This is a genomic window from Nitrospira sp. (assembly GCA_035968315.1).
In the GTDB taxonomy this organism is placed as follows: domain Bacteria; phylum Nitrospirota; class Nitrospiria; order Nitrospirales; family Nitrospiraceae; genus Nitrospira_D.
On sequence record JAVYIN010000009.1, the window covers coordinates 164,402 to 178,272 of the forward strand.

Annotated in this window: 13 protein-coding genes and 1 tRNA gene; 7 read left to right on the forward strand and 7 right to left on the reverse strand. The window is 58.2% G+C overall.

What is annotated here, in order from left to right:
* Positions 1-28: 28 nt before the first annotated feature.
* The 6 genes from RI101_14130 to RI101_14155 form a co-directional block, all read right to left on the reverse strand.
* Positions 29-1,879 carry a GTP-binding protein gene (locus RI101_14130; protein MEC4891189.1) on the reverse strand — a complete coding sequence of 617 codons (1,851 nt, stop codon included), beginning with the start codon at positions 1,877-1,879 and terminating at the stop codon, positions 29-31.
* Positions 1,880-1,881: 2 nt separating this feature from the next.
* On the reverse strand, positions 1,882-2,679 hold the full coding sequence (gene cysD / locus RI101_14135) for a sulfate adenylyltransferase subunit CysD (protein ID MEC4891190.1): 798 nt from the start codon (positions 2,677-2,679) through the stop codon (positions 1,882-1,884).
* Between the two features lie 19 nt (positions 2,680-2,698).
* Entirely contained in the window at positions 2,699-3,751 is a 1,053-nt protein-coding gene (locus RI101_14140; GenBank protein ID MEC4891191.1) for an anthranilate phosphoribosyltransferase, read from the reverse strand.
* 1 nt (position 3,752) lies between these two features.
* The gene (locus RI101_14145) at positions 3,753-4,469 is read right to left on the reverse strand and encodes a phosphoadenylyl-sulfate reductase (protein MEC4891192.1); all 717 of its coding nucleotides are present in this window, start codon (positions 4,467-4,469) and stop codon (positions 3,753-3,755) included.
* Between the two features lie 18 nt (positions 4,470-4,487).
* Complete coding sequence (locus RI101_14150) at positions 4,488-6,995, reverse strand: sulfurtransferase TusA family protein (protein MEC4891193.1); 2,508 nt, start codon at positions 6,993-6,995, stop codon at positions 4,488-4,490.
* A 76-nt stretch (positions 6,996-7,071) separates the two neighbouring features.
* Complete coding sequence (locus RI101_14155; protein MEC4891194.1) at positions 7,072-7,521, reverse strand: Rrf2 family transcriptional regulator; 450 nt, start codon at positions 7,519-7,521, stop codon at positions 7,072-7,074.
* Between the two features lie 101 nt (positions 7,522-7,622).
* Here RI101_14155 and RI101_14160 point away from each other — a divergent pair, with 101 nt between their 5' ends.
* From RI101_14160 to rplT, 7 genes are all read left to right on the forward strand, one after another.
* Positions 7,623-8,321, forward strand: coding sequence for a helix-turn-helix domain-containing protein (locus RI101_14160; protein ID MEC4891195.1), 699 nt, complete (start codon positions 7,623-7,625; stop codon positions 8,319-8,321).
* Between the two features lie 83 nt (positions 8,322-8,404).
* Positions 8,405-8,677, forward strand: coding sequence for an HU family DNA-binding protein (locus tag RI101_14165; protein ID MEC4891196.1), 273 nt, complete (start codon positions 8,405-8,407; stop codon positions 8,675-8,677).
* Positions 8,678-8,807: 130 nt separating this feature from the next.
* A tRNA-Val gene (locus tag RI101_14170) sits at positions 8,808-8,882 on the forward strand.
* A 77-nt stretch (positions 8,883-8,959) separates the two neighbouring features.
* Positions 8,960-10,894 carry a threonine--tRNA ligase gene (gene thrS / locus RI101_14175; GenBank protein ID MEC4891197.1) on the forward strand — a complete coding sequence of 645 codons (1,935 nt, stop codon included), beginning with the start codon at positions 8,960-8,962 and terminating at the stop codon, positions 10,892-10,894.
* Positions 10,854-11,414: a translation initiation factor IF-3 gene (gene infC, locus RI101_14180; GenBank protein ID MEC4891198.1), complete on the forward strand. Its 561-nt coding sequence runs from the start codon at positions 10,854-10,856 to the stop codon at positions 11,412-11,414. The genes thrS and infC overlap by 41 nt, the downstream gene beginning before the upstream one ends.
* 40 nt (positions 11,415-11,454) lie before the next feature.
* Positions 11,455-11,664 carry a 50S ribosomal protein L35 gene (rpmI, locus tag RI101_14185; GenBank protein MEC4891199.1) on the forward strand — a complete coding sequence of 70 codons (210 nt, stop codon included), beginning with the start codon at positions 11,455-11,457 and terminating at the stop codon, positions 11,662-11,664.
* Between the two features lie 41 nt (positions 11,665-11,705).
* Positions 11,706-12,074 carry a 50S ribosomal protein L20 gene (gene rplT / locus RI101_14190; GenBank protein ID MEC4891200.1) on the forward strand — a complete coding sequence of 123 codons (369 nt, stop codon included), beginning with the start codon at positions 11,706-11,708 and terminating at the stop codon, positions 12,072-12,074.
* 73 nt (positions 12,075-12,147) lie between these two features.
* Here the strand turns inward: rplT and pheT are convergent, their stop codons facing one another.
* On the reverse strand, positions 12,148-13,869 hold the full coding sequence (gene pheT, locus RI101_14195) for a phenylalanine--tRNA ligase subunit beta (GenBank protein ID MEC4891201.1): 1,722 nt from the start codon (positions 13,867-13,869) through the stop codon (positions 12,148-12,150).
* Between the last annotated feature and the right edge of the window lie 2 nt (positions 13,870-13,871).

Sequence of the window (13,871 nt, forward strand, 5' to 3'; positions counted from 1 at the left end):
CGGCTCCTCTCTCCCGGAGACTCCCTGACTAAATCGAGTATTGGAAGGTCGGCTTGGCGCCGATCGCCTGAGCCAGCACTCCCCGCTTCTTGAGCTCGTCCATAATTTGTTTCGTGGCCGCATCGAAATCGGTCGGTCCGCTCAAAACGATGTCGGTGTTCGGTGGCGGCTCTTCGTTCGTTTTGGTCATGTGAACGGCAATCACGGGAGCCGGGTGAACCAGCGTTCTGATCGCTTGGGCCGCATCTTTATATGCAAGACCGAACGGATTGGTGGTCGACACCACGATCAACCCGGTGTCGATCAAGAGACGGGCCACCTCGCCGTAGCGCCGTGCCATCTCGTCGGTCTGCCCACGCTCTTCCTCGGACAGGTCGGCATCGAGCCCGCGCCGTAGATTTTCCCCGTCGAGCAAGTAGGCGTGGCGCCCATCCGCGACCAGCCGCGTTTCCAGCTTTTTGGCGAGGAAGGATTTCCCCGTATGCCGCCCTCCGGTAAACAGCACAATCGCGGGGCGGTGGCCATACTGCTGCGCACGATCTTCCACGCCGACCTCGCCCTTCACCCAGGCAAAGTCTCTGCGGCGGGCCTCTTCACGGAGCGATTCCTGATCGTCATGCACCAGCTCCGTCACAATACCGCCGCCGGCAATGTCATACTCGTCAACCAAGACAAACCGGCCGGTGGCTTCAAACGAGGCGGAGAGATCAAACGCCACCGGCGCCTTCGTGCGCAAGGTGAGCTCTGCCACCTGGTTCTTATTGACGGTCGCGCTCCCTTGCTGTTGGGCCAAGTCCATCGTATCGATGATGCGGTGGATCGCCGAGACTTCGCAGTCCACCTCTTTGGTCGCCACGCGCAATTGATACTTCCGGCCCCGTTCCAGCGGACGCTTCCCCAGCCAAAACACATTCGCGCGGAACGCGGTGGACACCAGCGGCAGCGTCTCCTGATGCGTAGCCACTTCTCCACGCTCCACAAAGATCTGCTCATCGAGCGTAATCCCGACCGATTGCCCGGCGTGCGACTCCGTGAGAGGCGGATCGACATTGAAGGCTTCTATGGAACTGATATTGGCGCGCTTGTTCGAGGGAGAAAACACGAGATGGTCGCCAACCCTCAAGGTGCCGGCCGTAATACGGCCCGTGATGATCCGTCGGGCATCGAACTTATAGACGTCTTGCACCGGCAGCCGCAGCGGCTGCTGCGACCGTGGCGGCTCTTTCTTGAAAAGGCTCAATGTGTCCAGCACCGTCGGGCCGGTGTACCAAGGCATCTTGTCGCTGCGATTGGCGATGTTGTCGCCCATCTTGGCGCTGACCGGGATGATCCGCTCCGGCACCGCCTTGAACTGCCCGAGAAACTCCCGGTACTCTTTTTCGATCCCGTCAAAGACATCCTGCCGATACCCGACGAGATCCATCTTATTGACGACCACGGCGAACTGGCGCACGCCGAGCAAGGAGAGCAGATACCCGTGCTTCTTCGACTGCTCCTTCACTCCCTCAAGGGCATCGATCAAGAGCAGCGCCGCTTCCGCCCGCGCCGCTCCGGAGATCATGTTCTTGAGAAACTCTTTATGGCCCGGGGCATCGATGATGATGTACTGGCGCCCCTTCCAGATGAAGAACGTCCGCGCGGTATCGATTGTAATGCCTTGTTCCTGCTCTTCAAGGAAGGCATCAAACAAAAAGGCGTACTCAAATTCCTTGCCTTGCTGGCGGCAGATGGCCTGCACCTTCTCCAATTTGCCGTCGGGCAATGAGCCGGTGTCGGCATAGAGCCGGCCCAACAGCGTGGACTTGCCATGATCGACATGCCCGACAATGACGATGTTTAGATTTTCAGATGGCTTCGAGGGAACATTTTCTAAACTCATGGCTACATGTACCCGTCCTTCCGCAGTAACTCCATCCCGCGCCCTTCGTCCTGCGCGCGGCCTGACCGCTCAGCCACCGTCGTGCGGCGCAATTCGTCGATGATGTCGTCCACCGTCTTCGCCGTCGACTTGATCGGGGTCGTGCAGGGAGCACAGCCGAGGCTGCGATAGCGCGTCCCGTCGCCCTTGTCGAGATACAAGTCGATGAACGGAATGTTCTCGTACTTGATGTATTCCCAGATGTTGATCTCGGTCCAATCCAGCAACGGATGGATGCGGATATGCGTGCCGGGTGGGAACGAGGTCTTGTACTGATCCCAGAGCTCCGGCGGCTGATCGCGGAAATCCCAGTCGCCATGCTTGTCGCGTGGCGAGAAATACCGTTCTTTCGCCCGCGTCCCTTCTTCGTCGGCCCGCACCCCGAGGATGATCCCGGTATAGCCCTTCTGTTCGATCAGCTGCTTCAACCCGTTCGTCTTGAGCGCCGTGCAGCAGGCCACCCGTCCCATCGACGGGTTCATTCCCGCCGCCAAGGCTTCCTTGTTTTGCCCGACGACCAGATCCAGCCGCCACTCACGCGCCAGCCGGTCGCGATATTCGATCATGGCGGGAATTTTGTAGCTCGTGTCGACATGCAGCAAGGGGAAGGGCACATGCCCGAAAAACGCCTTGCGCGCGAGCCAGAGCAGGACCGTGGAATCCTTGCCCATCGACCAGAGCATCCCCAGATTGTCGAAATGTTTGTAGGCTTCTCGAAGAATGTAGACGCTTTGATCTTCCAATTGCCGAAGATGTTTCACGACTGCCGACCCTTTCCGTTTATGCCCGCTTGCCTGCCGCAAGCGGCGCCTGCACCAGCTCATCCAGCTTGCGCGCCGCCGCGCCGCCTTCGAGGGCCGCGCGGGCGATCGGCAAGCAAGCCGGCAGCGACGTCCCCTTTCCGGCGGCATAGAGCAGCATCGCCGCGTTCATGAGCACCCAATCTTTTTGTCCACCCGGCACCTGATTCTGAATCAACCGCCGCAAAAGATCCGCTTCCTTGTCCCGCTGATCCGGCGGGAACCCGGCCATCTCGCGGGAGGTACAGAGGCCCATGCCGAAATCCTTCGGGGTAATGCCCAGCGGGGTGATGCGCTCATCACGCAATTCCAGCACCCGGGTCGCCGCGGCGCCGGACAATTCCGGATCTCCCTCGACCCCGCGGATCACGAATCCGCGCGGACAGGCCAGCATGCGGAGCACCTCGGCGGTCTTTTCGAAATGCGGCGGATGGGACAATCCGACCACTTGCGCGGACGCGCGTCCCGGATTGAGCAGCCGCGCGATGGGATGAAACATATTGCGCACGCCCAATTCCTGACGCATTTCCAAAAACCGGTAGATCGGCGGATGGTAGAGGCCAATGTCGAGATAGGCGAAGCCCTTCTTCGTCAATTCCTCCGCCGCCACTTTGGGCTCCAGATCGATAGGGACGCCCATGGCTTTCAACACCCCGGCGCTCCCGGGACGGCCGGGGATGCCATCGTAGCCATGCATCAACACCGCCGCCCCGCTGGCTGTCGCGACAATGGCCGCCGCAATGAGCGCGTGAAACGTATCCTGTTTGCCGGCATAGGTCGGCACATCCACCAACGCCAACGACTTCGGAATCGACAGAGGCGGCACATATTGGCGCGCGGTCGCGGTAAACGCCGCCAGCTCCGTGACCGACTCCATTTTGAACCGCATGGCAATCAGAAAAGCCCCGACCTGAGCCGGAGTCACCCCGCCCTCGATGAGAAGCTTCATGGCCTGTTTGGATTCGTCCCACGTCAGATCCTTCGAAACCTTGGGGCCTTGAGCAATTTTTGCGAGATAGTCTTGAATTGGCATATTACGTTTTGTGTAGTCCGCACTCCGTTTTTGTAAAATTCTTCCACCGGCCGGCACGCGGATCTTCACCCGGCGCCACAGGCGCCGTGCAATACGTACATCCGATGCTGGGATAATTCTGATCGTGCAAGGGATTGTACGGCACTTCATAGACCTTGATGTACGTCCAGACCTCGGCCCAGGTCCAGCGAGCCAAGGGATTCACCTTCACCAATTGAAATTTGCTGTCCCACTCGATCACCGCCGCATTCGCCCTTGTCGGGGATTGATCCCGACGGATGCCGGTGATCCAGGCATCGAAGCCTTTGAGCACGCGCGTGAGCGGCTCCACTTTCCGCAACTGGCAACAGCGATCCGGCTCTGTGGACCAGAGCGCCTGGCCATATTGCGCCGCCTGCTGCTCCGGCGTCAGCAGCGACTTCACCTGAATCACCTGCTCGGGCTTGAGCCCATACCGTTCAACGATCCGGTCCCGCGTCGCATAGGTTTCAGGAAAGAGAAAATCCGTATCCAAGTAGAACAGCGGGATCGATGGATCGATGCGATGCACCATATCGACCAGCACCACATCCTCTGCGCCAAAACTGCAGGCCACAACGATCTTCGGCGCAAACCGCTTGACCGCTTCCGCCAACAGGTCTTGCGGCTGCCGGGACTCGAACGCGTCGCTCACGCGTTTCAATTCCGCAATCATCTCCGGACTTCCAAGCCTAGTCATCGTGTTCCCGTCATTTCCTCAGCCTTCAACCTTTTCGACCAATACACGGTAATGGGCGGCCTCCGGCTCCAGCGCTTCCTGCAGCAATACCTTGTGCCCATCGTTTTTCAGACTCATTGGCACGTTCTTGATCGGTTCACCCGCATCCAGCCACACTTCCAGCTTCTCACCGGCGTCCATCATTTCGAGCTTCAGCTTCGTCTTCACGTAGTTCAACGGACAGGCCACCCCACGGAGGTCATAGACCGGCGCGCCGGTAGGCACGGAAGCCACGGGTGCGACGGCAGCCTGCACAGGAGCCGCGGGCACAACCGTCTCCTTCTGAGAATCCGGCGCTTCTGTCACTGGCGCAAGCTTCAAATCTTTCCCCATCTGCTCGGTCGCGGCCCGGCAGGCCTCGACAAATCCCTTGGCAAATTCCATCTTGGCCAGAGCAGATTGCGCCGTCGTATCCTTGGGGCCTAAATCTCCAACCTGCTTCCCCAGACTCCGATAGATGGCCGGCACCACGCCTTTGGCGGCCAGCCGTTGCTCGAACTCCAGGAAGATTTCCGAGTCCGTCGAGGGATCCAGGCCTTCGGTCACCAACATGGCCTTCGCCGCCGCCAACACCGCCCGATAGGATTTATTGACCGACACGGAATATTGATGCTTTTCGACCAGTATTTTGGCCTGATACAGTTCCTGATCCGCTTCGAGGATCCCGTTCTCGATCATTTCCAGCGCACCGCCTGCGCACTCGCCAGGCCCTAAATCCTCCAAGATGAATTCCGACTCCCCCTCCCAGTCATAGTAAAAGGTGGGATCGTCTTGAAAGGCTGGGACGATGGTGTAGGGAATCAGTTCATCCTTCAGCTTGATCTTCCCCGCTCGCGCAATGAAAGCGGACAGATTTTCGTTCGGGAGCCGGTCACGCCGATACACCGTGACGAGGTGCGACAGCGCCGCCGGAACGGCTTTCGCCGGCAGCTTGACGGTCATCTGTCCGATCTTGGGCGTGCCATCGACCTGGCCGCCAAGATGCAATTCATAATGCGGCGCAACATGGTCGCCCAGCCGTTTCCCGACCCCATGGAGTCCAATGGTCGAGATATGGTGCTGCGCACAGGAATTGTGGCAGCCGCTAATCTTAATGCTGACATCCGACAGGTCTTCAGGTACGCGGCCCGCCGGAAACACTTCGCCCAAGGCGCGCGCAAGCCCCTTGGATGAGGTAATGCCCAGGCCACAGGTATCGGTGCCGGGGCAGGCAATGATGTCTTCGACGAGCTCGGCGCCCGGATCGGACAAGCCCTGCGCGGCAAGGTCCATATACAGTGATTCAATCTGCGTCTCAGGAATCCACCGGATCACCATATTCTGATTGATCGTGGTGCGGATATTCCCATTGGCGTAGCGATCGGCAAGATCCGCAACGCAGAGCATTTGCTCCGACGTCAGGTCTCCCATAAAGAGCTTGATCGCCGCCGTGACATAACCAGACTGCCGTTGCTTGACCACGTTCGTGCGCTTCCACATCTGAAACGGCGTCTCATGCCCAATGCCATTGGCATGACCATTCCCGTTTGCCGTGGCAGGCCCGGATCCGTTGCGAGTCGGCATGATCAAAGGCGTCGGCTCATCGGCATAGGAAAGCAGTTTGATCGGCTCGTGCGACGGCTTCTTATAGCCCATCGATTCATAGGCCGCTTCCCAGCGCCGCTTGAACTCGTCGAAGCCGAGCTTCTCGATCACGAATTTCATACGGGCTTTATTGCGATTCTTCCGGTTCCCCAGCGTGTCGAATACCTTAATGACCGCTTCGATGCTCGGGAGCAGTTCTTCCATCGGAGTAAATTCCCGCAGGACTTGCGCCATCCGGGGAGCTGATCCCAACCCGCCGCCCGCCACCATGCGGAAACCGATCACACCATCGGCCCGCTTGGCCGCGAGCAAGCCCACATCGTGAATCGGCGTGAGCGCGCAATCCTGCTTGCATCCAGACAAGGCGATTTTGAATTTCCTCGGCAGACTTTGATTCAGCGGATTGCGGAGCAGATGGTATGCGACAGTTTTGGCATAAGGCGTCACGTCGAACACCTCCCCCTGGCACACCCCGGCCAGATGGCAGGCCGTGACGTTTCTCACGGTGTTCGCGCAGGCTTCGCGGGTGGTCAGGCCCACTTCGGCAAGGCTGCGCATGATCGTGGGAACGTCCTTCAATTCGACAAAGTGCATCTGAATGTCCTGGCGCGTGGTCACATGACCGACCCCGGTCGCATAGCGGTCCGCCAGTTCGGCAACCCGCCGCAATTGATTCGCGGAGATTCCGCCGAAGGGGATCTTGATCCGGACCATCTGCACACCGGGCTGTCGCTGACCGTATATCCCGTACTGCAGCCGGAATGGCTTGAAGAGATCATTAGAGACCTCGCCGGCCAAGGTCTTCATCGCCTCGTTCTCAAACGTTTCGATTTCTTCGAGAATGGCCGCCGGAATTGGAATCGTCTTAATCTCCGGCACGATCAATTGTTCCTGAGGGCTCATGGCGATGTGCTCCCTATCTGTGGCTGCCCCATTCCCTGCCGGAACATTGGGCAACCTGCATAGAATCCATTGGTGACTAAATGTGGTACATCGGGTTTTGCTGCTGATCGAGTGCCCGTTGCCGCTCAACCAGTTGCTCTACCGTAATCGCTTCCAGCACCGCACGTTCCGCCTGCTCCACTTGCTCCCAGACCTGTCCGAGCAATAGATGCTGCCGGCTCTCCCGTTTTTGCGGAACATGTCCGTCGAGCCCCCCTCCATGGAGTACCGGCCCGTCGAGCGCTTCAAGAATGTCGGCCACGGACAACTCGGCAGGATTTTTTAATAACAGGTACCCGCCCTGCGCGCCGCGAATGCTGTCCACAAGACCGGCCTTTTTCATCGCGTGCAGAACCTGCTCAAGAAATCGGACGGGAATCGATTGCCGTTTTGCAATCGACCGCGCCTGAATCGGCTCACTGCTCCCGTTCATAGCCAGGTCAACAGCTGCCAAAATTCCGTAGGTTGTGCGATGCGAGACCCTCATTCTTGAATATTCCGATGGGAATTAAGACTCATACATATACCGCTCGATTCTTGATCCTGTCAAGGCTCGCGCAGCGGCCATGCAGCCAGGTCGGCAAGATTATGTCCGCGACGAAAGGACCGATACGGCGAGCCCTCGCAGGACATGGTGGATTTGACATCCCTGGAGCGCTGGGCAATAATCGCGCTCTCTTCTTCGCGTGGTGCCGCATGTCTGTCCCTTTATCCGCCTTTTCACTCCTGTTGCTGACAACAGATCCTGACGTCCAGGCACAATTCACCTTGGCGTTTCCCCTGGCCACAATCACCATCAGTTCGGATGGCCAATCACTCCCCGCCAACCCTCCAAACCCTCCCTTCGATGCCGTGGTAATAGAGCTTTCTGCCGATCAGAGTCACACCATGACACTCCCGGCCTGTGTCGACCCAGCGAAAACCTTGGTGATTGCCGGTTCCCATGCCGTGCTCAGCCAAACATCGAAGCTGTTCCAACAGATGAACCGGTCGAACGAGGCAATGCCCATTGGGAAAAGCCGCGATCTCTCGCTGGAAGATTATCTCGACTTAAAAATGGGGGATTTCGTCAGGGGAATGCGCAACGGCGCAGCGAAGAACCTCCACCCCATGCTAATTTCCGCGATGGAGCGGCCGCTTATTTCTTCCGCGCTCCGCGAAACACAAGGCAATCAAATTCAAGCCGCCGAACTCTTGGGCCTCAATCGAAACACCTTGAGAAAAAAGATCACCGACTTGCATATTCCCTTGAAGCGCAAGCGAGCCAAGGCTGTGCACAACACCTAGCGCGGATGTTTGGGAATCACTAGAGGGGGTGGGCGTGAGATCACTCTGCGCCCCACATTCATTCTCACACAAGGAGGGGACTGATGACCAAGGAAGAAATCATTGCGAAGATGGCCGCCTCTGCGGGAATCACCAAAGTTGCGGCGGGAACGGCGCTGGAAGCCTTTACCGGAGCCGTTACCTCATCCCTCAAAAAGGGCAAGCGCGTCTCGCTCGTCAACTTTGGCACCTTCACGATCTCCAAGAGAAAGGCTCGAATGGGTCGAAACCCAAGAACCGGCGAATCTCTCAAGATTCCCGCTGCAAAGGTGCCCAAATTCTCTGCTGGCAAAGAACTGCGCTCCGCGGTCAAGTAATCTACCGGGACCGTTCTGACGGCTCAATAGGGGAAACGGCCCCGTTCTGATGATCGGAACGGAGTTGCCTACTCTTTTGCTTTTCTTGACACTATAGGCAAGCCTATATTAGCATGCGCACCCGGACTATGGGCGCGTAGCTCAGGGGGAGAGCGCTACCTTGACACGGTAGAGGTCGACGGTTCAAGACCGTCCGCGCCTACCATTTCGGCTGAGGGCATCCGCTTGCCTTTCGGTGGCGGAGTGCCTTTGTTATTTTTTGGGATCGGGCAAATCATCCACGTGATCACTGTAACGTTACGAGACGGAAAGAGCCAGGCGGTCGAACAAGGACACACCGTTGGCACCGCGCTGAAGGCCTGCGGCGTGAAGGTCGGTACTGACGTCCTTGCCGCCAAAGTTAACGGAAAGGTAGTCGATCTGTCTTGTCCGCTGACTGGCGATGCGACAGTTGAACCGATTACCTTTGCCAGTGACGAAGGCCGCGAGGTCTACCGCCATAGCAGCACCCATATCATGGCGCAAGCCGTTAAAGAAGTCTTCCCCACGGCCCAAATGACGATTGGCCCGGCGCTTGAAGACGGCTTCTTCTACGATTTCGCCTTCGACCGCCCCTTTACACCGGAAGACTTGGAAAAGATCGAAGAGCGCGCGCGGGACATCATCAAGCGGAACCTGCCGGTCACACGGACCGAATTTTCGAAGCAGGAGGCCATCGACTTTTTCCAATCGCGCGGTGAAGGCTATAAAGTTGAATTGATCCAGGGCTTCCCGGATGGCGAGCCGATCTCCGCTTACAGCCAAGGGGAATTTGTTGATCTCTGCCGGGGTCCGCACCTCCCGGCTACCGGCCATGTCGGCGCGTTTAAGCTCCTCACGACGGCCGGCGCCTACTGGCGTGGAGACGAACGCAACCCGATGTTGCAGCGGATCTATGGCACCTCCTTCCCCACGCAAAAAGAACTCGATGCCCATCTCGCCAGGCTGGAAGAAATCAAACGGCGCGACCACCGCAAAGTCGGCAAAGAACTGGACCTCATCACGATCCAGGACGAAATCGGCCCTGGACTGGTTTTGTGGCACCCGAAGGGGGCCTTGGTCCGGCTGCTGATTGAAAACTTCTGGCGCGAGCAGCACCTCAAAGACGGATATGAGCTGGTCTACTCTCCTCATGTCGCACGGCTCGATCTCTGGAAAACCAGCGGCCATGTCGATTACTACAAGGACAACATGTTCGCCCCCATGAAGCTGGAGGGCAGCGAGTACCAGCTCAAGCCGATGAATTGCCCGTACCATATTATGATTTACAAGTCGCACCTGCGGAGCTATCGGGATCTCCCCATCCGGTATGGGGAACTCGGCACCGTCTACCGGTATGAACGGACCGGCGTGCTCCATGGCCTGCTGCGCGTGCGCGGATTTACTCAGGACGACGCCCACCTGTTCTGCCGTCCGGATCAGATCCAGGACGAAGTCAGCCGCGTTATCGACTTCACTTTCTTCATCTTGAAGACCTTCGGCTTTGCCGAATTTGAAATTTTCCTCTCGACCAGGCCGAAGGAATCCGTCGGATCGGACGAAAACTGGACGCTGGCGACCGATTCGCTGGAGGCCGCACTGAAGTCGCGCAACCTCAATTTCCACGTGGACGAAGGCGGCGGGGCATTTTACGGCCCGAAAATCGATATCAAAATCAAGGACGCCCTCGGACGCTCCTGGCAATGCTCCACGATCCAAGTGGACTTCAACAACCCGGAACGATTCGACCTGAGCTATATCGGTGAAGACGGAAAGTCCCATCAGCCCATCATGATCCATCGGGCATTGATGGGGTCGATCGAGCGGTTCTTTGGAATCCTGGTGGAGCATTACGGCGGCGCGTTCCCCTCCTGGCTCGCCCCGGTCCAGGCCGTGGTCATTGCAATCACCGAGAGCCAGCGCGAGTATGTCACCTCCTTCGTAGCGCAGTTAAAAGCCGCGGGCTTTCGGGCCGAAGCGGACCTGCGCAATGAAAAGATCGGCTTTAAAATCCGTGAGGCCGAAAAGGCCAAGATTCCGTTCATGCTGGTGGCAGGCGACCGCGAAGTGCAGAGCGGCACCCTTTCTGTCAGAGGGCGGAGCGGGGCCAATCTCGGCAATATGACAGGGGCTGCGGTGATCGAGATGCTCAGAAATGATGTCACTCGCGTGCAGCCCGACCTTCAACCTACACACTAAGAGGTGGATTATCGTTCCCAAACTGCGCGTAAACCGTGAAATCCGAGTTCGAGAAGTTCGGGTGATTGGCCCGGAAGGAGAGCAGCTCGGCATTCTCCCGACCGCGGATGCATTCCGGCAGGCACAAGAAGGGGGCTACGATCTCGTCGAGGTCGCCCCGACTTCAGCGCCACCGGTCTGCCGGATCATGGACTATGGCAAATACAAGTACGAGCTCAGCAAGAAAGATCACCAGAGCCGTCGCCATCAGAAGTCCACGCAGGTAAAGGAAATCAAGCTCCGCCCACGGACCGATAAGCACGACTTGGAGATTAAGATCCGTCAGATCAAGGAATTCCTGGCCGATGGGAACAAGACCAAAGTGACCCTGACCTATCGCGGACGCGAAATGGCCAACCAGGAAATGGGCCGCACCGTGATGAATTCCGTGATCGCCGAATTAACGGAAACCGGCACGATTGAATATGCCCCGCGCATGGAAGGCCGCAGCCTTATCATGATCGTGGCTCCGAAGAATTAACCGCACAGAACCGTTGCCATTAACCAAGAGGACGCAGCTCATGAAAGCCAAAGCTCAAAAAGCCAAGACACACAAAGGTGCCAGCAAGCGATTCAAGCGGACAGGCACAGGGAAATTGGTTCGGAAGAGCGCCGGAAAGCGCCATTTATTGACACATAAGAAGAGCGACCAAAAGCGCCGGCTAAGCGGAAACAAGGCGGTGGATCAGACGGCAACCTTGTCTTTGAACCGCATCTTGCCGTATAACTAACGTCCTGAAAGCGTGCCTCACGAGTAAAAGGAGACGGAATCATGCCTCGCGCAAAAGGTGGATTTAAAACTAGACAGCGGAGAAAGAAGCGGATCAAGCTGGCATCGGGCCAGTACGGCGGAAAGAGCCGGCTGTTCCGCTCGGCGACAGAGAGTGTAGACAAGGGGCTCGTCTACGCGTACACGGGCCGCAAGAATCGGAAGCGGGACTTCCGGCAGTTGTGGATTGCGCGCATCAGCGCCGCAGTCCGCGCACAGGGCCTTACCTATGGCCGGTTTATCAATGCGCTCAAGAAGGCGAATATCTTGCTGGACCGCAAAGTCCTCTCGGACATGGCCATCAAGGACGCCGCTGGGTTTGAGAAGTTGGTCGGCCTCGCCAAGCAGCATCTGACCCCTGTCGCGGCCTAATCTCGCCACGGCATAGACTTCGTCATCAGCCTGCCAGATTTTCGTATGGGAGGGCGACGCATCGTCGCTCTCCCTATGAGGCCAGCCCTGCCAATTGGGAGAGATTCACTTCGAACGCGACGACAGGCACGGCGATCTGCCAGCGCTCCAGAACTTCTGGATGGACTTCGCCGATCACGCCCAGCGGCTTCCCCGCAACGACGATCCGGCCGGCACGTCCTTCCAGGAATGAGGGATGTTGGACCGGCTCCAGGCTGTAGTCTTTTCCGACGTAGTAAAACAAGACATCGAGGCACGAGTGAAGCTCTGAGAAATGGGCGCCCGCATGGGCGATGACGGAACCGAGCACCACCTCTGTGCGCGATCCCAGTTCGTGCGTGCTGTCGGGAATCGCCACTTCACCGGCTTCGAACAGGCGATGCGGATAGAAGGCCCGGCTTGATGCGGCTTCGACGCGCAACAGCGACGGCAACATCCACTGGCGCAGGCAGGAGAAGGTCAAGGCCATCGCATTGTCGACTTCGACCATCCGCCCCCAGTCTGTCCCATCCAGGCGCATCGCGCCACGATAGTTGTCCGGCGACCCCAGAATGTTGGAAATGATCTCCTGAAACCCCAGCCCGACCATTAATTCCCGCGCCCGGTCTGACGTCTGCTCGATGCGCGACAATCCGCCGACGGTAAACTGCGCCGGCATGACCGGAACAAATTCCCCATAGCCCCTGCTGACCGCCACATCTTCAACGACGTCCATCGCGTGCATCAGGTCTTGCCGATAGGGCGGCAACTTTGCCTTGACCGTGCCCTTTCCGGCCGAAACATCATACCCATACACTTCCAGGGCTTGCTTCACGGTTTTGACGCCGAGTTCCTGGCCCAGCGCCTGTTCGATCGTCTTCAGCTGAATCGTCCGGGGCTTGCCCAAATCTTGCGGCGTGACAACACGCTTCCCCAGCGGCGTGCTCTTCGGATACTGCACTTCGATCGGCTCGATGGCCGCGCCACGATCGGCGAGGTTGGCGGCGAAGATGTTCAACGTGAGCACGACCATCGGCAAATCTGTCCCCGTCACCTCCACAAACAACTCATCGTCGCCCACCCGTACTTCGCCGACTTCCCGGCTATTGATGATCGGCGGGAACGACAGCGGCTGGTGCGTCGCGTCACGCAGAAGAGGCAGCCGACTTTGCCCCGCCAGAATATGCCCATGCTCCAATCCTTTGGGATGGACCATGAGGATTTCCGACAAGGTCATCACCGTCTCCATGCCCAGCGGCGTGAACCGTGCCTCGTCCGGCTTGACCAATTCGTAGGTCACGGGAAACTGGATTTTCGACAGCTGATAAATCCCGATCGAAACCGTCTTTCGCTTATGCCCAAAAATATCCGCAAGCTTTTCTTGCGTCTGAATCAACTGGGCCAGCCCTTCTTCCGTCACCCGATAGCCCTTGGCCGTGCAGGCGGCCACATAGGGGCGAACCTGTTCCAAGCCTGGCCCGACGATGAGCCGCTGCGAGGACTTCGGCTTTTTGCCGAAAAAGGCATAGGGCTTGAGCTTGCCCTGTTGCTTGATGCGGATCTGCCGCGCGATCCCTTCGCAGCACCAGAGATCAGGCCGGTTGCTGTCTTGCAGCTCAACCCGCAGCTCGCCGGTCTCGGCATTGTGCCCCTTGAGTTCGCCCTTCACGAGCATGAGCCACTCTTCCACCTGTTCGATGGACACCGAGCGCTTCGCACGGCCGGTGGAGGCCAGGAGCGACTCGAAATCGTCTTTATAAATAGAAATCGTGGGCATGG